The organism is Nocardia sp. NPDC059236 (assembly GCF_042754085.1).
Lineage (GTDB): Bacteria > Actinomycetota > Actinomycetes > Mycobacteriales > Mycobacteriaceae > Nocardia.
Genome location: NZ_JBHZAF010000006.1, coordinates 248,448 through 267,030 on the forward strand (window position 1 = coordinate 248,448; position 18,583 = coordinate 267,030).

The 18,583-nt window shown below is 68.0% G+C and carries 14 protein-coding genes and 1 pseudogene; 7 read left to right on the top strand and 8 right to left on the bottom strand.

All coding sequences use genetic code 11. The features are described from left to right. Positions 1 to 74 precede the first annotated feature (74 nt). Positions 75 to 1,523, top strand: coding sequence for a lipase maturation factor family protein (locus ACFXIV_RS18235; protein ID WP_379403064.1), 1,449 nt, complete (start codon positions 75 to 77; stop codon positions 1,521 to 1,523). Positions 1,524 to 1,529: 6 nt separating this feature from the next. Then, positions 1,530 to 2,282, top strand: coding sequence for a hypothetical protein (locus ACFXIV_RS18240; RefSeq protein ID WP_379403065.1), 753 nt, complete (start codon positions 1,530 to 1,532; stop codon positions 2,280 to 2,282). A 50-nt stretch (positions 2,283 to 2,332) separates the two neighbouring features. On the opposite strand, the gene ACFXIV_RS18245 is transcribed toward ACFXIV_RS18240, so the two are convergent. Beyond that, entirely contained in the window at positions 2,333 to 4,531 is a 2,199-nt protein-coding gene (locus ACFXIV_RS18245) for a phosphocholine-specific phospholipase C (RefSeq protein ID WP_379403086.1), read from the bottom strand. 303 nt (positions 4,532 to 4,834) lie between these two features. Here ACFXIV_RS18245 and ACFXIV_RS18250 point away from each other — a divergent pair, with 303 nt between their 5' ends. From ACFXIV_RS18250 to efeB, 3 genes are all read left to right on the top strand, one after another. After that, positions 4,835 to 5,338: a GtrA family protein gene (locus ACFXIV_RS18250; protein ID WP_379403066.1), complete on the top strand. Its 504-nt coding sequence runs from the start codon at positions 4,835 to 4,837 to the stop codon at positions 5,336 to 5,338. Positions 5,339 to 5,445: 107 nt separating this feature from the next. Beyond that, positions 5,446 to 7,536 carry an iron uptake transporter permease EfeU gene (gene efeU / locus ACFXIV_RS18255; RefSeq protein WP_379403067.1) on the top strand — a complete coding sequence of 697 codons (2,091 nt, stop codon included), beginning with the start codon at positions 5,446 to 5,448 and terminating at the stop codon, positions 7,534 to 7,536. Between the two features lie 28 nt (positions 7,537 to 7,564). After that, complete coding sequence (efeB, locus tag ACFXIV_RS18260) at positions 7,565 to 8,797, top strand: iron uptake transporter deferrochelatase/peroxidase subunit (RefSeq protein WP_379403068.1); 1,233 nt, start codon at positions 7,565 to 7,567, stop codon at positions 8,795 to 8,797. A 21-nt stretch (positions 8,798 to 8,818) separates the two neighbouring features. Here the strand turns inward: efeB and ACFXIV_RS18265 are convergent, their stop codons facing one another. The 4 genes from ACFXIV_RS18265 to ACFXIV_RS18280 form a co-directional block, all read right to left on the bottom strand. Then, positions 8,819 to 10,216 carry an FAD-binding oxidoreductase gene (locus ACFXIV_RS18265; protein WP_379403069.1) on the bottom strand — a complete coding sequence of 466 codons (1,398 nt, stop codon included), beginning with the start codon at positions 10,214 to 10,216 and terminating at the stop codon, positions 8,819 to 8,821. Positions 10,217 to 10,558: 342 nt separating this feature from the next. After that, positions 10,559 to 10,891: a transglycosylase family protein gene (locus ACFXIV_RS18270; protein ID WP_379403070.1), complete on the bottom strand. Its 333-nt coding sequence runs from the start codon at positions 10,889 to 10,891 to the stop codon at positions 10,559 to 10,561. Positions 10,892 to 10,991: 100 nt separating this feature from the next. After that, complete coding sequence (locus ACFXIV_RS18275; RefSeq protein ID WP_379403071.1) at positions 10,992 to 12,452, bottom strand: flavin-containing monooxygenase; 1,461 nt, start codon at positions 12,450 to 12,452, stop codon at positions 10,992 to 10,994. Positions 12,453 to 12,641: 189 nt separating this feature from the next. Continuing rightward, on the bottom strand, positions 12,642 to 14,114 hold the full coding sequence (locus tag ACFXIV_RS18280) for a glycoside hydrolase family 5 protein (protein ID WP_379403072.1): 1,473 nt from the start codon (positions 14,112 to 14,114) through the stop codon (positions 12,642 to 12,644). A gap of 149 nt (positions 14,115 to 14,263) precedes the next feature. Here ACFXIV_RS18280 and ACFXIV_RS18285 point away from each other — a divergent pair. Continuing rightward, positions 14,264 to 14,332: pseudogene (locus tag ACFXIV_RS18285) on the top strand (tyrosine-protein phosphatase); the annotation flags it as partial. An 18-nt stretch (positions 14,333 to 14,350) separates the two neighbouring features. Here the strand turns inward: ACFXIV_RS18285 and ACFXIV_RS18290 are convergent. Then, positions 14,351 to 15,172, bottom strand: a complete 822-nt coding sequence (locus tag ACFXIV_RS18290) for a helix-turn-helix domain-containing protein (RefSeq protein WP_379403073.1) — start codon at positions 15,170 to 15,172, stop codon at positions 14,351 to 14,353. Positions 15,173 to 15,279: 107 nt separating this feature from the next. Here ACFXIV_RS18290 and ACFXIV_RS18295 point away from each other — a divergent pair, with 107 nt between their 5' ends. Then, positions 15,280 to 16,518 carry a cytochrome P450 gene (locus ACFXIV_RS18295; RefSeq protein ID WP_379403074.1) on the top strand — a complete coding sequence of 413 codons (1,239 nt, stop codon included), beginning with the start codon at positions 15,280 to 15,282 and terminating at the stop codon, positions 16,516 to 16,518. A gap of 167 nt (positions 16,519 to 16,685) precedes the next feature. Here ACFXIV_RS18295 and ACFXIV_RS18300 read toward each other — a convergent pair whose 3' ends face one another. Together ACFXIV_RS18300 and ACFXIV_RS18305 are read right to left on the bottom strand one after the other, a co-directional pair. Continuing rightward, entirely contained in the window at positions 16,686 to 16,868 is a 183-nt protein-coding gene (locus tag ACFXIV_RS18300) for a hypothetical protein (RefSeq protein WP_379403075.1), read from the bottom strand. Between the two features lie 35 nt (positions 16,869 to 16,903). Next, complete coding sequence (locus tag ACFXIV_RS18305) at positions 16,904 to 18,193, bottom strand: MFS transporter (RefSeq protein WP_379403076.1); 1,290 nt, start codon at positions 18,191 to 18,193, stop codon at positions 16,904 to 16,906. Between the last annotated feature and the right edge of the window lie 390 nt (positions 18,194 to 18,583).

The window sequence follows — 18,583 nt, forward strand, 5'->3', positions numbered from 1 at the left end:
CGCGCGGGGTGAGTACGCTTCCAAGTGGACGGACTTAGTGCCCGAGGTGACACGGCCGGCGCAGGAGGCGCGGGATGGAGTGGTTCATCGCACCGGAATACTGGTTCGCGCGGCAGGTGATCGAGCGCGGGATCGCGGCCATCTATCTGATCGCGTTCGTGGCGGCGGCCCGGCAGTTCCGGGCGCTGACCGGGGAACACGGCATGCTGCCGGTACCGCGGTTCGTGGCGCGGCGACCGTTCCGGGTGGCGCCGAGCGTCTTTCAGCTGCACTACACCGACCGGTTCTACGCGACGGTGGCCTGGAGCGGGGCGGCGGTGTCGGCGGCCCTGGTGGCCGGGGCCGCGGATCTGCTGCCGCTGTGGGCGGCCGTGGTGGTGTGGCTGCTGGTGTGGGTGCTGTACCTGTCGATCGTCAATGTGGGGCAGGTCTGGTATTCGTTCGGGTGGGAGTCGCTGCTGCTGGAGGCCGGTTTTCTGGTCGCGTTCCTCGGTAACGACCGGGTGGCCCCGCCGGTGCTGGTGGTGTGGCTGGCCCGGTGGCTGGTGTTCCGGGTGGAGTTCGGGGCGGGACTGATCAAACTGCGCGGTGACAGTTGTTGGCGGGATCTGACCTGCCTCTACTACCACCACGAGACCCAGCCCATGCCCGGCCCGCTGAGCTGGTTCTTCCATCAGCTGCCGCGGCCGGTACACCGGATCGAGGCGGGGGCCAATCACGTTGCGCAATTGGTGGTGCCCTTCGGACTCTTCGCGCCACAGCCAATCGCGAGCGTGGCCGCCGGAATCATCATCGTCACGCAGCTGTGGCTGGTGCTGTCGGGCAACTTCGCCTTCCTCAACTGGCTGGTCGTCGTGCTCGCCTGGTCCGCCGTCTCCGATTCCGCGGCGGCAACGGTGTTTCCGATACCCGCGGCACCGGCACTGCCGGACTCGCCGCTCTGGTTCACGGTGCCGGTGTTCGTCTTCGCGACCTGCACCGTGGTGCTCAGCTACCTGCCGGTCCGCAATATGCTGTCGAGTCATCAGCGAATGAACCAGTCCTACAATCCTTTCCACCTGATCAATACGTTCGGCGCGTTCGGGGTCGTCGACCGCATCCGCTACGAGGTGGTCGTCGAGGGCACCGACGAAGCCTCGCTCACCGCCCACACCCACTGGCGCGAATACGAGTTCAAGGGCAAGCCCGGCGACCCCCGTCGGCTGCCCCGCCAGTGGGCCCCGTACCACCTGCGCCTGGACTGGCTCATGTGGTTCGCGGCCCACTCGTCCAGCTATGCCCGGCCGTGGTTCGACGGCCTCCTCCAGCGTCTGCTGCGCAACGACCCCGCCACCCTGCGCCTGCTGCGCCGCAATCCCTTCCCGGACGTCCCGCCCCGTTACATCCGCGCCCGGCTCTACGAGTACCGCTTCACCAGTCCCCGTGAACTGCTGGAGACCCATGCCTGGTGGGTGCGTGACCTGGTCGGCGAATACGCGCCGCCGATGTTCTCACCGCGCGTCTCGCGCGTGACCCGGACATAATGCGGCATGGGTTTCTTCAGGCCGCGCTGCCCGGTGGGGGAGGTGGAACGGCTCTGGGTCGAGGAGATGCTGTCCTGGTGCGCCACCCAATTCGGTACCAGGACGTTGCGCACCCCCGTCATCCTCCCGACCTCCGACTACTTCCCGGATACCTACTCGGGCGCCGAATCGCAGGCGCTCGCGGTCGTGGAGCGGGTGGTCCGGTACATGGGGGTGGGGCGGGATCGCATTGTCGTGGAACTCGATTCGGCCGGTGCGGCGCCGCCCGACCAGCTCATGCAGCTGGAGGGCGCGGCCCGCGGCGAGGCCGGGCACTACCGGCTCGAGCACGGGCGGGCGGTGGTGACGCTCGAACTGGCGCGCCTGCGCTCACCGGTCACCCTGGTGGCGACGGTCGCCCACGAACTCGCCCACGAGCGGCTGCTCGGTGAGCAGCGCATCGCGCCGGACCGGCACGACGGCGAACAACTCACCGATCTGGCCACGGTCTACCTCGGCCTCGGCGTCTTCAATGCCAATGCGGCCTTCCAGTTCTCGCAGAACAGCCGCGGCTGGCGCTCCCAGCGCCTGGGCTACCTCTCCCAGCCCATGTACGGCTACGCCCTGGCCTGCTGGACGGTCATGCGCGGCGACCCTCGCCCCGCCTGGTCGGCTCACCTCGATACCAACCCCCGTGTCTACATGAAGCAGTCCCTCAAATACCTGCGAGCCAACCCCGACGCCCTCCCGGGCTGGCGTGCCGCGGCGTTCGAATCCTGAAGCCGGCCTCCGGATCCGGAAGTCCGGATCCGAAGGCCGTGCGGCCGCGACTACGCGGTGCTGCTCGCGCTGCCGTTCTCCAGGTGACCGGCGAAGTGCCTGCGCCAGTTGGAGTTTCCGGAGAGGCTGAGCGTCAGGTCGTACCAGCCCTGGTCGAGCGGGGCCGTGATGTCGCGTTTGGATCCGGCGTCGATCGTGACCGGGGAACCGCCGCTCACCTGGACCGTCAGTGCCGAACCGCCGGAATTGCTCACGGTGACAATGAAAGTGGGCTGATCGGTGGTGCCACCGACGGCGGCGGTAGCGGTGAGCGCCGCGGTATCGGCGGTGCCCGCGGCCTCGACGAGGAATCCGTTGGGGGCGTGGATCGCGAAGTCGTAGGAGCCGCCGAGCTGGAATCGCTCCTGGGCGGTGCCGCCCGGGGCCACCACGGTCTGGCGGATCGAATTGTCGTGGTAGGCAAAGGTCTGGAACGGCATGGCCACCGTGCCCTGGTTGCCGTACCGGGTCGTCGCGGCGTTGCCGGAGACCTCCACCCAGGCGACCGGCTGATAGGGCAGCGGCCGGGCCTTGGCGCGGCCTGCGTCCTGGACCGGCATCTGCTGTCCGGCGGGGGAGGGCGGGGTCGGCTTGGGCAGGTTCTTCTGACCGGCCGCGCGGGCGCGCTCGGCATTGGCGTCGGGCAGGGTGGGAATACTGGTGTCGCGTCTGCCGAAATCGAAGCAGCTGGTGAGGTCGCCGCACACCGCGCGCCGCCAGGCCGAGATATTGGGTTCGGCGACGCCGGTCCACTGCTCCAGGAAGCGCAGTACCGAAGTGTGGTCGAACACTTGGGAATTCACGTAGCCGCCGCGGCTCCACGGTGAGATGACCAGCATCGGTACCCGCGGTCCCAGGCCGATCGGCGACTGCCCGCCCAGCAGCGCCCCGGCCCGGCTGATCAGGGTGTCCATGGTCGCCGAGCCCGAGGCCAGCCCGAGGGTCGCGGAGCCGGAATTCAGGTCGGTGCCGGTGATCTCCAGCGACGGCAGGATCTCGTCGGGGGTGCCGGGCGGCGCGGTCGGCGGCACCACGTGGTCGAAGAAGCCGTCGTTCTCGTCGTAGTTGACGAGCAGGACCGTCGACTCCCACAGCTTCGGGTTGTCCCACAGGGCCTGCAGGACGCGCTGGATATAGGCGGCGCCGTCGGCCGGATGGTAGGCGGGGTGCTCGGAGTAGCCGGCGGGCGCGACCACCCAGGACACCTGCGGCAGGGTGCCGGCGGCGCAATCGGAAATGAACTGCTGCAGCACGTAATCGACATTGGTGCCGTCGGTGCCGGCCGGTGCGGGCGTCATGCCGGTGGTGGTCACCTTGGCGCGGTCGGCCAGCTGGCGGACCGCGGGATCGGACGAGGCCGCCGCGTCGTGATACGCGCGGAACAGCCACAGCGGATTGTCGCCGAAGTCGGCGAGGAAGTCGCCGCCGCTGTGCGAGTCGGCGTACACCTGCCACGAGATTCCGGCCTGCTGCAGGCGTTCCGGATAGGTGGTCCAGGTGTAGACGGGCCGATAGTCCGGGGGATTGGACACGGCGGGCCCGCCCGCCCGGCCGGCGGCGTCGATGGTGCCGGTCCAGTGGAACAGCCGGTTCGGCGTGGTGGGTCCCTGGATCGAACAGAAGTAGTGATCGCAGATGGTGAACGCGGAGGCCAGTGCGCGATGGAAGGGAATGTCGGCCTCGGTGAAGTAGCCCATGGTCATCTTGGACTTGGCCGCGATCCAGGAGTGGTAGGCGCCATCGGCCCATGCCATGTGCGTGGTGTTCCAGTCGTGCGCCAGATCGCCGAGATCCTGCCCGTCCACCCGGCTGGTGTCGACGTGCCAGGGCAGCAGGAACCCGGTGCTGCTGAACGCATCCGGCTGGTGGAACGCGTCCCGGTTGTCGCCGCCCGCCGATCCGCTGCTGCTCCCGCTGCCCGACCCGCTGCTCGACCCGCTCGCCGACCCGCTGGCGCTCCCGGTGCCCGCCGACCCGCTGCCCAGATCGGTCCCGGGTCCGCCGGCGAGGGCGGTGTCCATGGCTGCCTGCAGGATCGGGTCGTAGCCGCCGGCGGGTAGCCGCAGGGCGCGATTGTCACCGAAACCCCGTACGCCGCTCATGGTTCCGAAGTAGTGATCGAAGGATCGGTTCTCCTGCATGAGGATCACCACGTGCTGGACCTGATCCAGGGAGCCCGAGCGCCCCGGTTCCGCCAGTGCCTCCGCCATGCCCTCCGGCAGCCCGGTCACCCCCGCCGCGCCCGCGGCCAGCATCGACCCCAGCACCGTTCGCCGATTCGTCCTGGCGAATCCACGCCCCATCAGAAATCTCCGATCCGTCGTCTGTCCCCAGCCATCGCGGCGCCGCAGACGCTACCGGCACGCCCGCCGGTCCGCAGCGCCCGAAACGTGTCCTGGCCAGCGCTTTTCGCTATAAGCGCGGATGGTGGGGGTGCCGTCGCGGAAAAATCGGTCCCATGAAGTTGGTCGGATGATCACCCCTGGGTCATGTAGAGGTGCCACGGTGGTCGCGTGCGGACGGAGACACAGGAGCGGCCGGTGCGCGCGGTGCGCTGGTTCCACCTGGTGTGCGACGAGGTGGTGGCGCGGCTGCCGTTCGGGCTGGGCCGGTTCGTGGCCCCGACCTTCGTCGGCTATCTGCTGGTGAGCGGGTTCACCTTCACGCTGGATCTGGTGGTGCTGACCGCCCTGCACGGGGTCGCGGGCCTGGCGCTGCCGATCGCGGTGACCGTGGCCTATTGCACGGCATTCGGCGCGAGCTATCTGCTGAATCGGACCCTCAACTTCGAGTCGCACGCCGCGGTCGGTCCGCAGGTCGCCATCTATGTCGTGGTGGTCGCGGTGAACTACCTGGTGTTCATCCTCGGCGTGACCAGCGGGGTGGCCGCCCTCGGCATCGACTACCGAATCGCCCGCATCCTGGGCGGCCTCGGCGAGGGTTTGTTCATGTACGCGTCGATGCGGCTGCTCGTCTTCCGGACCTGGTCCCTGTCCAGCCGCCGCTCGCGTCGTTAGCGCGAGTGCTCGATACCCGGCCACCAGCGCTACCAGCGACGACAAGTCAGCGGGGCTGGACGGGGGTGGGCTGGACGGGCATATAGGTATGGCTTACCTTGGCAGCCGTGAGTGTTGCCGAAGCTGTGCCGAATCTGCTGATCTGCCTGCGGGAGGGCCTGGAGGCGGGGCTCGTGGTGACCATCCTGCTGGCCGCCGTGCGCCGGCTGTCGACACCTGAACGCCCGGTCTCGACCACGCCGGTCTGGCTGGGCGTGCTCGGCGCGATCTCGGTGGCCGGGAGTTTCGCCGCCGTGCTGACGTATTCGACTGCCGCACTGACCAGTTCGGCCCGGGCCGCCGTCGCGGGCGTGCTGAGCGTGCTGGCCGTGGCCCTGGTCACCGCGATGATCTTCTGGATGCGGCGCACCGGGGCCTCGCTGTCGGGACAGCTGCGCGGCGAGGTCGCGCGGGCCGCGGGACTGGGCGCGGGCGTGCTCGCGGTGACGGCGTTCCTGGCCGTCGGGCGCGAGGGCCTGGAAACCACGCTGTTCGTGTGGACGGCCATCAAGGCGGCCGGATCGACAGCCGCTCCGCTGGTCGGCGCGGCCCTCGGACTGGGTATCGCGATCGCGCTGTGCTGGTTGCTGTTCCGGCGCGCGGTACGGCTGAACCTCGGTGTCTTCTTCAACCGGACCGCCGTGCTGCTCATCATCATCGCCGCGGGCGTGCTCGCCTACGGCCTCGGTGACCTGCAGGAGGCGGGCTGGCTGCCGGGCGCGCGCTGGATCGCGTTCGACCTGACCGCGCACGTCGACCCGAACTCGTGGTGGGTCTCGATCATCACCGGCATCACCAACCTGTCGCCGAAGATGACGGTGCTGCAGGTGGTGGCGTGGATCGCCTACCTGGCCACCGTGATTCCGCTGTTCGTCCACGCGGGCCGCACCCCTTCGACCGAGGCCGGGCCGGTGGCGAAGCCGGAAATCGAGCCCACCGGCAAGAAGCCGGAAACCGAACCCGCGCACGCGGATTGGTGGGAGCGGATCGCCGGTCCGCGTCCGGTGCTGGTCGGCGCGACCCTGGTGCTGGTCCCGGTGCTGGCCGCCGGCACCGCCATCGCCCTGCTGCCGTCGGGCGGCTCGAACACCGCGCGCACGGTCACCGTGACCGCGGATGCGTGTGCGCCGGAATGGACCTCGGCGCACACCGGCACCCAGACCATCGCGGTGCACAACACGTCCGGCAAGTCCGGCGAGATCGATCTGGTCGACGCGGACGGCGCGGTGGCCGGTGAGATCGAGAACATCGGTCCCGGCACCACCGCCGAGTTGACCGCGACCCTGAATCCGGGCAGCTACACCATCGTCTGCCTGATGTCGGGCCGCCCGTCGCTGTCCTCGCCGCGTGTACAGGCCACCGGTCCGCAGACGGACGCGCCGCCGGCCTTCAAACCCGCGCGCGCCAGCGAACTGCACGGGCCGAACGAGGCCTACCAGGCGTACGTGCGGGGCGTGCTGACCCGCCTGACCGCTGCCGTCGGCACGGTCGGCCGGGATCTGCGGACGCGCAATATCCCCGCCGCGCAGGCCGATTGGCTGCTCGCACTGCAGGAGTGGGAGCGGGTCGGCGCGTCGTACAACAGCTTCGGCGAGGCGGGGACCGCGGTCGACGGGCTGCCCGGCGGCCTGCCGGACGGCGTCAACGATCCGGGATTCACCGGCCTGCACCGCCTCGAATACGGCCTCTGGCACGGCCAGGGCCCGGATCAGCTGCTGCCCGTGGTCGACAAGCTCACCGCGGATATCGCCGCGATCGGGGACAAGCTGACCAGCACCGATATCGCCGGTGATCCGGCCACCCTGCCGGTGCGCGCCCACGAGATCCTGGAAGACGCACTGCGCGACCATCTTTCGGGCCTGGACGATCAGGGTGCGGGCGCGGCCTATCCGGCGACGCTGGCCGATGTCGAGGTTACCCGCACCGTCCTGGATCAGCTCGCCGTCCCGCTGGACGAGCGTGACCCGCAGCTGCGCCCCGACCTCGGGACCGAGCTGGACCGGCTGCGCGCCGCCCTGCTGGCCACCCAGGACAACGGCCGCTGGCGCGCGCCCGCGCAGACGCCGCAGGCCGCCCGGCAGGCGGTGCTCGCCGCGATCGGCGCCGCCCTGGAAGCGCTGGACCGCGTGCCGCGGCTGCTGGAAACCAAAGCGAACTGACTCTCTACGAAGGACCGAGGCCATCACCATGACTGTCAGCCGCCGCCGCTTCCTCTCCGGCGCCGCCGCGGGCGCCGCCGGAACCGCACTGACCGCAGGCGTTCTCGTCGAGGGCGCCCGCGTGGACGCCGCCGCCGCGGGCGGGCAGGCCACGACCACACCGGCCTACCCGTTCCACGGCGCGCATCAGGCGGGCATTCTCACCCCGGCTCCGGCCGATCGCCAGAACGCCTCCTGCTTCGCCGCATTCGACGTGACCGCCGCCAACCGCGCCGAACTCGCAGACCTGATGAAGACGCTCACCGAGCGCGCCCGTGCCCTCACCGCGGGTGGCCCGCCACCGGATCTGGGCCCGAGTCACCCGCCCGCCGACAGCGCCGTCCTGGGACCCGACATCCCGGCCGACGGCCTGACCGTCACCACCGGTGTCGGTGCGAGCCTGTTCGATCAGCGGTACGGGCTGGCTTCCCAGAAGCCCGCGCACCTGACGCCGATGCGGATCTTCCCCGACGACTCCCCGGAAGCGGCCTGGATGCACGGTGATCTGCTGCTGCAGCTGTGCGCCCACAACCCCGACACCATCCATCACGCCATCCGCGATCTCACCCGCCACACCCGCGGCGGGATCCAATTGCGCTGGAAGATCCAGGGTTACAACTCCCCGCCGCGGCCGTCCGGCACCGGCCGCAATCTGCTCGGCTTCAAGGACGGCACCGCCAATCCGACCGGCTCCGACGCCGCCGCTCTGATCTGGGCCGACAGCCCCGACGAGCCCGCGTGGACCCGGGGTGGCACCTATCAGGTGGTCCGTCTCATCCGCATGCTGGTGGAGTTCTGGGACCGCGTCTCGATCGCGGAGCAGGAGAACATGTTCGGCCGCCGCCGCGAATCCGGCGCGCCCCTGGACGGCACCAAGGAATTCGACGTCCCCAACTACGCCGCCGATCCCGACGCCACCGTCACCCCCGCCACCGCCCATATCCGCCTGGCCAATCCCCGCACCCCCGACACCGCCGACCAGCAGCTGCTGCGCCGCTCCTACAACTACGACCTCGGCGTCGACCCGAACGGCAATCTCGCCACCGGGCACATCTTCACCTGCTTCCAGCAGGACATCCAGCGCCAGTTCGAATCCATCCAGACCCGTTTGGCCGGAGAGCCTTTGACCGACTACGTCCAGCCCTTCGGCGGCGGCTACTTCTTCGTCCTGCCGGGCGTCACCGACACCAAGGACTGGTACGCCCGCACGCTGCTGAGCTGATCCGGCACCGCTCGGGCCGAGTCAGACGGTCAGCACGGTATGGATTCGGTTGCCGGGGTCGATGGTTCGGCGCAGCGCGGCCAGGAGCGGGTAGTTCTGTCCGTAGTAGCGGCTGAGGGGATCGCCGGGTTCGAGGTAGTTGGCATAGGCCCCCACCGAGAACGGTGCGAAGAGCTGGTGGGCGGCGGTGACCCAGGCCTGGGCGGTGTCGTGCGGGATCGGTTGGTAGGCGCCCCATTCGACGAGGGCGGCGTGGTTGCGCCAGGGGAAGGCGGTGGCGGTGGGTGCGGTATCGCGGATCGCCCCGTCGAGGGTGTTGATCTGCACCCAGCCGGTGCCGCCGGCGCGCGAGAAGATCGTCAGGGCTTCGATGATGCGGGCGATGGCGTCGGGGGTGAGCTCGGCGACGACGTCGGAACCATTGGTGAAACTCGCCCGCGGTGAGGTGGGGCTGCCGCCCGCCAGATACATGATGGTGTCCATGTGATCGAGGGTCTGCGTGTCGATGGTCGACGGTTGCAGACCGATCGCATCCGTCAGCGCGGCCGCGGCCTGCTCGCCGGACCCGGCCGGGCAGACCAGCTGCATCCAGCAGTCCAGGCTGCCGTTGCCGTCGGCGTCGACGCTCACGTCGGCCCACTGGGAGCGGTCCGCGGACTGCAGCCAGGTGGACCAGCCGGCGATCACCTGCGCGGCGCTGTCGCCGGGAAAGGTCAGGCGCACCAGGTCTTTCGACGTCGCGGGACAGGTTTCGAAGGTCAGCGAGGTGACCACGCCGAACAGTGGGCCGCCGCCGCGCAGCGCCCAGAGCAGGTCGGGGCGGGAGGTCTCGGAGACCTCGGCGACGGTGCCGTCGGGCAGCACGAGCGTCGCCCCGGCCAGCCGGTCGCAGGTGAGGCCGTAGGTACGGGATTCGAAGCCGAGGCCGCCGCCGAGGGCGAGTCCGCTGATGCCGACATCCGGGCACATACCGGTCGGGATGGTCAGATCCGACCGGTCGAGCTCGCGGTAGACCTCGTACAACGTGTGGCCCGGTCCCACCACCGCCTGTCCCGCATCGACACTCACGCCGGTGAGCTGCCGGACGTCGATGATCATCGCGCCGTTCGTCGTCGACACACCCGCATAGGAGTGCCCGCCGGACCGAGCGGCCACGGGCAGGCGGTATTCGGCCGCGAAACTCATGGCGGACACGACATCGGCGGTCGAGGCGACCTGCACCACGGCAGTGGGCGTTTCGCTGTCGAACCGGGTGTTGAAGACCTGCTTGGCCATCTCGTAGCCGGTGTCGCCGACCCGGACGACGCGACCACGGATGAGCCGCTCCAGCCTGCTCCAATTCGGTTTGGCCGCACCGGGTCCGGAGGCGACCGAGACGGGATCGGCATCGGAGAGGCCGGTGAATCCCCACCCGGCCAAGGCGATTCCCAGTGCGCCACACAGAAATGTGCCTCGCGAGAAGCCGGCATCCGTCGCCCGTACGGATCTCACTCTGCGCATGTGCCCTCCAGGCTCGGAGCTAGCCGGAAAACCATGGCGGGCAACAGATGCACGCCTGCCCGGGACGTCGTCTATGTGTGGTTTGCCGCAATTTCCTGCGGATGATCAACAGCCGCCAGGTAATTGTGCCGACCACCCGGGGGGCGAGGCATGAGTTCGACCTAGGCCTAAGACAACTCACAGGCAACCGTGACCGAATTGCCCGCGTGTCGTTCTAGGTCGTGAGTTTGAAGGAGTAGCGGCCTCGGAGGAGTTGTGGCCTCAGAGATAGGCCCCGCAGTAGGGCCATGCCCCGGGACCCTCGTGCGCGAGGATCCGTTCCGCGATGCGGATCTGCTCCTCGCGACTGGCGTCGGCGGGATTCCCCCTGCCGCCGTACGCCTTCCAGGTGCCCTGGCTGAATTGCAGGCCACCGTAGTAGCCGTTGCCGGTGTCGGCCCCCCAATCCCCGCCTGCCTCGCACTGGACGACGGCATCCCAGTCGTGCCAGCCGGCGGCGAGTGCGGTTGGGGCCGGCCCACAGGTCAAGGCCGTGATCCCAACCGCGAGAGCAAGAAGGTGAGCAGGTCTTCGAAACGAGTGCTGTTCGATCATGGCGTATCTCCGCCCTGGTAGCCGAACTCGCGGGAAAGACAACCAGCCGATCGTAGCTGAAGATTTGCTAGGATTCTATATTTTAGTATTGACCTGGTAATTAGTTGGTTTGCAGACGGAAGTCGGCTGGGTCGGGCTCGGACAGCATCGACTCCATGGTGGCGCGGTCGAAGGGGAGCAGGTCGATGCTGCCGCCCTCGGTGAAGTACCAGGAGTTGCAGCCGGTGTTCCAGACCGTGGGGCCCATGGCCGCGGAGACCTCGGTCTCGAACCGGTCGGTGGCGTCCTCGGTGACCTCGACGGTGTCGAATTCGCCTGTGCTCCAGCGCTGGATCCACCGGGTGATGTAGCGGGCGGTCACCTCGGCGGCGTGGTGCAGTGGAATGGAACCGGTGGGGGAGTGGGGGCCCAGGACCGTGAAGAAATTGGGGAAGCCGGGGATCGCGGTCATCCGGTAGGCGCGCGGGCCCTTCGCCCAGGCGTCGTCGATCGAGATGTCGTCGCGGCCGGTCAGATTCATCGGCCGCATGTAGTCGTGGGCGCGGAAGCCGGTGGCGAAGACGATCAGATCGAGCTGGTGGTGGCGGCCGTCGGCGGTGCGGATGCCGGTCGGGGTCACCTCCTCGATGGCCGTGGTGATCAGCTCGGCATTGCGGGCGCGCAGCGCGCGATAGTAGGTGCCGGACAGCACCTGCCGCTTGCACAGCGGCTCGTAGTCGGGGGTGAGCTGTTCGCGCAGCTCCGGCTGGAGGATCTGCGCGCGCAGGCTCAGCCGGGCGTACTCCTGGACCGCCCGCCGTCGCCAGCTCGGCCGGGTCACCACGTCGGTGAACAGCCGGGCTCCCGTCATACCTGCCTGGTAGAGCGCGCGATTCACCTGTGGCAGCCGGTTCAGCACCGCGCCGACGATCGCGGGCTGCGGGATCTGCATCGGAGCCCAGATCACCCACTGCGGGCTGCGCACGAAGTGCGTGACGCGCTCGGCCTCCGGCTGCAGCGCCGAAACCACCTGCACGCCGGTCGAACCCGTGCCGATGACCGCGATCCGCCGCTCGGCGGTCGCCACGCTGTCGTCCCAGCGCGCGGTGTGCAGCACCTCGCCGGTGAACTCGGATAGTCCGGGCAGATCCGGCACCGCCGGATGATGCAGCACGCCGGTGGCCGCGATGACGAAGTCGGCCTCGTAGCGGCTCCCGTCGCCGGTCTCGACGAGCCACCCGGATCCGCTGAACGTCGCCGCCACCACCTCGGAATTCAGCCGCAGATGCGGCCGCAGCCCGTACTGCTCGGCCACATCGGCGAGATACCGCTGGATCTCCGGGCCGGGCGCGAAGATGTGCGACCAGTCCGGTTTCGGCGCGAACCCGAACTGGTACAGCTGGGAGGGCACGTCACAGGTCAGTCCGGGGTAGTGGTTCCAATGCCACACCCCGCCGACATCGGACCCCTTCTCCAGGATTACGAAGTCATCGAACCCATTGCGCTGCAACGTGATCGCACTCGCGATGCCGGACACTCCGGCCCCGATGATCACGATGCGAGGCTGCCGCGCCGCACCCATCCCAACCTCCTTGTTGGATACCCCAGGAACTCAAATACTGACGGTATTTGGAACCGGTAGGTATGTCAATCGGCTGGTGACGGGAGGTGGCGCGGCGGCACCGCGATCAGCGTCAGCAGCCCCCGTTGTGATGGGCGTGACCATCCCGGCACAGCGCGAGACGTCCGGGTCCGTCCTCGGTCCTGATCCTCAGGACTGCTTGATCGAATAGGAGCCGACGGCGTTCCCGGTCAGCTGCCAGCCGCCCGTCACCTGGGTGAGGGTGAGGTCGGAAACATTGGTGGACTGCACATTCGGGCGCGCGGCGCCGGGATACCAGGCCTCCACCCGGCCCGTGCCGGTACCGGTGAAACCGGTGGCGCCGACCGTACTCAGGGTGCCGGGGACCGCGCGCGGGTAGGCGCGGGCCAGCGGACGGGCGTACCCGGCGGCCTCGCCGAGCGACGCGCCCGACGGGCAGGAGATGCGGTTGAGATTGCCCTGCGGCTGGTTCGTATTGCCGTCGCGCACCGTGTGCGGGTCACCGCAGGCCTGCTTCCACGACCACCACGACCCGCCCATGCGATTGGCATCGAGCTGGTCCACGAACCGATCCACCTTGGCCGCATCGGAATTCGGATCCCCGAACCAGCCCCACTCGCCGCTCCACACCGGCGCCCGGTACTTGGCGGCGGCGTCGAGGGCGATCTTGAAGCCCACCTCGATGGTCGGGAAGGCGTTCACGATATTGATGGACTCGCTGTACAGATGCGGCGAGAACACCGCCAGCGGATCGGCGATGTAGTGCGCCGGCGGTGTGGCGTCGATGCCGATGGCCGACCAGATCGCGCTGGGCTCGAAGATGGCCAGGTGCGGCCGGCTGCCGCGCTCGGCCTGTCGGATGGCGGCAATCACCCGCTGGTAGTACCTGCCGAGCTGGTCGGCGGCCGAGAACGGGTCGCGCAGACCGGGATTGGGCTCGTTGAGCAGGTCGTAGCCGGCAATCGCGGGCTCGTCCTTGAATTCGGCGGCCAGCTTCGCCCAGGTGTCGACCAGGTGGCCCTGAATGCCCTGGGTGTCGTCGTAGAAGTTCTGGAAGGCGCGGGCCACGGCGGGCGCGGTCTCGCGGACGCCACCGAAGTTGCAGGTGGTCCAGCCGTCGGTGAGGGTCGCCCACGCGGGCGCGCCGTCCCAGCCGATGCCGGGCTTCATGAAGGGCGGGCAGCTCTGCCCCCTGGGTGAGCCGACGGCCTTGCCCCAGGCGTCCTGGTGCATGTCCAGCACGGTGTAGAGGCCGTTGGCCTTGGCGTCGTCGACGGCGGTGTGGATGCGGGCCAGATAGGCCGGGTCGAGCGCGCCGGGGGTGGGTTCGAGCGCCGACCAGGCCAGGTTCAGCCGCACCACATTGAAGCCGAGCTCCGCCATCTGCGCGAAGTCGGTCCGGTCGAGCGGCGCGACGGCCGGCAGCGCCGGATCGTTCTGCGCGTAGTCGTTGAGCTGGTTGACATTCACGCCGCGCAGCAGCACTGTGCGCCCGGTGACATCGGTAATGGTGCCATTGGCGACCGTGAGCTGAGGCAGGGTCCAGCCGCCCGGCTCCGCCGCCGCTTCCTGGGCTGTGAGGCCGGTGAACAGCAGCGCCGCCGCGACGGCGGACGCCAGAACTCGGCCCCGTATCAGCATGTCCTACCTCTCCCTGGCGTGAAATCGCGAGGATTTCTCCGGGCGGTACCCGGTGCGTGCACGGAAAACCTAGTGGCACAAGGGCTCCGAGAGAAACATCGGTTCCGAACGGATTGACAAGTCCGGGTTGTCAATGATGTTCCCGCTACTGCACCGCGGGCAAGGACCGCACCGGCTGGGCCGCCTACCTGCAGTTGAAGCACAAGCTGATCCAGTAGCCGCCCGGCGGCGGGCTGTCAGGAGTCGCCGGCGTCCAGGGGATGGAGCCGGCCCCGGGAACGGACGATCGGCAGCTGGTGCTGCATCTGCCAGTTCTCCATGGTCAGCGAGTACAGCCCGCCTCGAACCCGCAGGCGCGATTGCATATCCAGTGGCAGCGTGTACGTCACGGCCCCGGCTTCCCACATGGTCCGGAAGTCGGGGAATCGCTCCAGCCGTTCGTGGTATTCCTGCGCCCACGAGGTGTGGCCGTAGCGCCCCATGAATCCTCGATGGGTGGCGACTCCGATCCCCACCTGGTCATTCCAGTTGATCATGATTTCCCGAGCCTCGTCGGTGAACGACCACTCGAGCATGTACGTCCCCGGCCGATGCGTCGGGAAGGTGTCGTAGTAGGCCTGATTCGCCGTGATCAGCCGGCGCTGCGGCGCGTAGAAGGACACGAGATCGGCTGCCGCCTCGGTCATTTCGGTGTCCATGATGGGTGTCACCGCGGTCTCGAACACCTCGAAATCCGGGATCTCCAGGGCCGGGCCGATTCCGGTGATGGACGGGTAGGGCGAGGCGTAGCCGGCCAGATCGCAGATATAGCGCCACTCGTCGTCGCTGGCCTGATAGGTCGTCGCCAGCACCCGCAGGATCCCGACGTCGACCTGTCCGACCTCGTCGCGCTCGACCTTGGTCAGGTAGCTGGCGGTGATATGCGCTTCGGCCGCAGCCTTTTCCCGGCTGAACTTGCGCGCCGCGGGAAGCTCGCCGGTCTCGTGCCTGTGGACCTCTTCGCGCTTGCGCAGAAACGTAAGATGCTGCCCCAACGACTGTTTCGCGGGCTCGTTCACCACTCTCGGCGGATCCTCTCTGGGTACTGCATGCAACGCGATTGTATATACGGGCCGGGGATGTTCGGTTCGGGTCGCGCCGGACCCGCACTGATACATTCCGAAACATGGGGTACGAGATCGGCTCTCCGGCAGACAATTTGGCGACCGAGGTCACCGAATTGACCGATAACTTCTTCGATGAGCCGCACACGGTGTACGACCAGCTGCGGGCCCGGGGAGCGGTGCATCGGGTCCGCCTGCCGGATTCCGGACTCGGATGGCTGATCACCGATTACGAGGTCGCCAAGGCCGCGTTCACCGATCCCGCCATCAGCAAGGTACTCAAGTCCCCCGGCGCCAAGGCCACGGTCGCGGCGGAGGGTGGCGACCGGCATCTCGGCGGCAGCATGTTCGCGGACATGATGGTCTTCTACGACCCGCCGGAGCACACCCGCCTGCGCGGCCTGGTCAACCGGGCCTTCAGCGGACGGGCCATGGCCGAGCTGTCGCCGCGGATCAGCGAACTCGCCGACGAGTTGCTCGCCGACTTGGCTTCCGACCGTGGCGAAGTCGTGGATCTGCTGGAACGTTTCGCCGTCCCGCTCGGCATGTCGGTGATCTGCGAACTACTCGGTGTCCCCAGCACGGACCGCGACGCCTTCCAGCGCTGGTCCACCTCACTGTTGTCCAGCGAGGAGAGCAACGAGGCCCGCGCCACCGCGGTCATGGATTTCGTCCGCTACATCGACCAGCTGATCCGCACCAAGGACGCGACCCCCGGCCGGGACCTGCTCTCCGAACTCATCGCCGCCCGCCAGGACGACGACCGCCTCAGCCACCGCGAACTGATCAGCATGGTCTTCCTGCTCCTGGTGGCCGGCTTCGAAACCACGGTCAACCTGATCGGCAACGGCGTCGCGATCTTCCTGGCCGACAAGAACCTTCACCAGGCCCTTCTCGCCGACCCGGACCGCATCCCCGCCTTCATCGAGGAGGTCCTCCGCTTCGAAGCCCCCGCCACCGAAGCAACCTTCCGCTACACCACCGCCCCCACCACCCTCGGCGGCATCGAAATCCCCCAGGACCAACTCATCCTCATCTCCATGGCGGCCGCCGACCGCGACCCCACCCAATTCCCCGACCCCCACCGCTTCGACCCCGACCGCTTCCCCAACCACATAGCCTTCGGCCACGGCATCCACCGCTGCGTAGGCGCCCCCTTGGCCCGCACCGAAAGCGCCATCGCCCTCACCCGCCTCCTGTCCACCTACCCCAACCTCGAACTCGCCCCCGACACGGACCTCCGTTGGCGCAAAAGCCTCATCGTCCGAGGCCTCACCGCCCTCCCGGTCCGGTTGCGATAACCCGGCAGCGATCTTTCGAGCCCGGACTGGTCGGACCGACCGTGCACCGCTCACCGATTTGGAGCTGGCAACCGCTGTTGTCTCGGGCCTGCGATTACAGGTCGTGCGCGTCCGTCGGCGGGCATGTTCGGAGACGGCTACGTGCGCTGGGATCACCGTTGGTTCGGTCAGGGCGGCGTGACGGCTGAACCAGCGCAGGCGGTGGCCGTCAGCGTGGTTGCGGCGGAGGTGAGAGCGATCAGGTATGCGGTCGCTGGGTGGGTGTTATTGCGCAGCAGCCGATTCCGGCTCCAGCCGAGCACTGACACTACGAGCATGAGTGCCGCCGCGGCGGGGTTGGCCGCATGCATGTTGTTTACTCCGTAGCTCGGTGCGGCCTGGTGACTCAGCGCGACTTGACTGGCAGGATCGCCAGAGCGCCCAGGGCCGCGATCGCCGCGACGAACGGATAGAGCGCCCCGTAGCCCCCGAAGGCGGTGACGATTGCGGCTGCGGTCATCGGAGCGATGGTGTTCGGGAGGGTGGCGGCGATATTGAGGATGCCGAGATCGGTTGCGGCACTGTCCTCCCGGGGCAGCACCTGGGTGACCAGCGCCTGATCGACGGCAAGGAAGGTGCCGAATCCGATGGTGAGCACCACGATCGAGCAGATTATGCCGCCCCGGGTCGGAGAGATGAGCGGGATCAGGGCCGACCCGGCGATGATCAGGCCGCCGACGAGGACGATCGGCTTGCGGCGGCCGATGCGGTCGGAGAGCGGTCCGGAGATGCTGATGGCGAGCAGGAAGCCGGGCAGGCTCGAAATGCTGAGCACCGGGGCCAGATGCGTAGCGTCGTGGACGCTGAGCCCGATGTAGTCCTCGAGGATGTAGAGCTGGTAGGTCAGCACCATGTAGTAGCCGCCGCAGATGAGAAAGCGGCCGAGGAACACCCACGCGAAGTCGGGGTGCTGAACCGGATTGATCCACAACGATCGCAGAAACGAGCCGATGGAGAGGTCAGGTCGGCTCACACCCCGATTGTCACGATCGGGATTGAGGACGAGAAAGGCCATCGCGATCACTAGCAGGGCGATCGCTGCCACCACATAACCGAGCGGGATCCGAGTCGCGAAACTCGCACCGAACGCGGGCGCGAGAATGGCGGCGGTAATAGTGCCGAGGCCGGCGAGCGCGGAATAGCGGCCGCGGCGATCCACGGGAACGCGATCGGGCTGGATGGCCGTCAAAGGCCCTTGGAACGCATTGAATCCAACATGCACGACGATCGCCGCGACGAGCAGCATCGCCACGGATCGGGAGGCACCGGCGGCGACCAGACCTACGCAGCCGACCAGCGCGCCTATGGCCATCCACGGCATCCGGGCTCCCCATCGGGTTCGGGTGCGATCGGAGAAGAGGCCGATGAGCGGCTGGGCCACCATCGACGCGGCGGCGATCGCGACATGGACCATGGCGAGCTTCTCGACCTTGTTCGCCGGGTCGAAGCCCTGAATCTGCAGTGCCGCAAAGTAGCCCACGATGCCGTAGGAGAACTGCGGGGCGGCGCTGGCCAGCGGCACGGTCATGAACAGGCGGCGCAAGGCCTGCGACCGCAGCTCCTCCTCGGCAGCGTGCAGGGGCGGGGTTGCCGTGGTGGGAGGCGTGCTTCCGGCGGCGGAGGGCTGTGAAGTCATCGAAGTCCTTGCATCTGGGGACGATTGACAGGCTATGACATTAGTGCCATAGTAAGCTCCACTCAACTAGTGGAATACTAAGAAGTTCCGAAGGGAGTGCCGCCTCGTCGGCACCATTGCCCGATGCTCGGGCAGTCGTGGCGACCGAAAATTCCGTGTCATTGCACGAGAGCTCTCGTGGATATATTTGATGCGGTATCCAAGAATTGCTTCGTATATTGCTGAAAAGCATTGGCCGTGACCTTGTTTGTGCGGGTCACGGCCATTTTTGTATGGTTTCCGGCAGTCTTGCGAGGCCGGTTGGAAAATTTGATGCGAATAATCCGAAAGCTCGGTATTCGGCTGTTCGGTGATCTAGTCTTCGTCACTAGCGCGCGCTGGCTGTGGAAT

Bases quoted from the DNA above. Each gene is read 5' to 3' on its own strand.
- ACFXIV_RS18235 (WP_379403064.1), top strand. From the start codon at position 75: ATGGAGTGGTTCATCGCACCGGAATACTGGTTCGCGCGGCAGGTGATC.
- ACFXIV_RS18240 (WP_379403065.1), top strand. From the start codon at position 1,530: ATGGGTTTCTTCAGGCCGCGCTGCCCGGTGGGGGAGGTGGAACGGCTC.
- ACFXIV_RS18245 (WP_379403086.1), bottom strand. From the start codon at position 4,531: ATGGCGGAGGCACTGGCGGAACCGGGGCGCTCGGGCTCCCTGGATCAG.
- efeB (WP_379403068.1), top strand. From the start codon at position 7,565: ATGACTGTCAGCCGCCGCCGCTTCCTCTCCGGCGCCGCCGCGGGCGCC.
- ACFXIV_RS18270 (WP_379403070.1), bottom strand. From the start codon at position 10,891: ATGATCGAACAGCACTCGTTTCGAAGACCTGCTCACCTTCTTGCTCTC.
- ACFXIV_RS18275 (WP_379403071.1), bottom strand. From the start codon at position 12,452: ATGGGTGCGGCGCGGCAGCCTCGCATCGTGATCATCGGGGCCGGAGTG.
- ACFXIV_RS18280 (WP_379403072.1), bottom strand. From the start codon at position 14,114: ATGCTGATACGGGGCCGAGTTCTGGCGTCCGCCGTCGCGGCGGCGCTG.
- ACFXIV_RS18295 (WP_379403074.1), top strand. From the start codon at position 15,280: ATGGGGTACGAGATCGGCTCTCCGGCAGACAATTTGGCGACCGAGGTC.
- ACFXIV_RS18300 (WP_379403075.1), bottom strand. From the start codon at position 16,868: ATGCATGCGGCCAACCCCGCCGCGGCGGCACTCATGCTCGTAGTGTCA.
- ACFXIV_RS18305 (WP_379403076.1), bottom strand. From the start codon at position 18,193: ATGACTTCACAGCCCTCCGCCGCCGGAAGCACGCCTCCCACCACGGCA.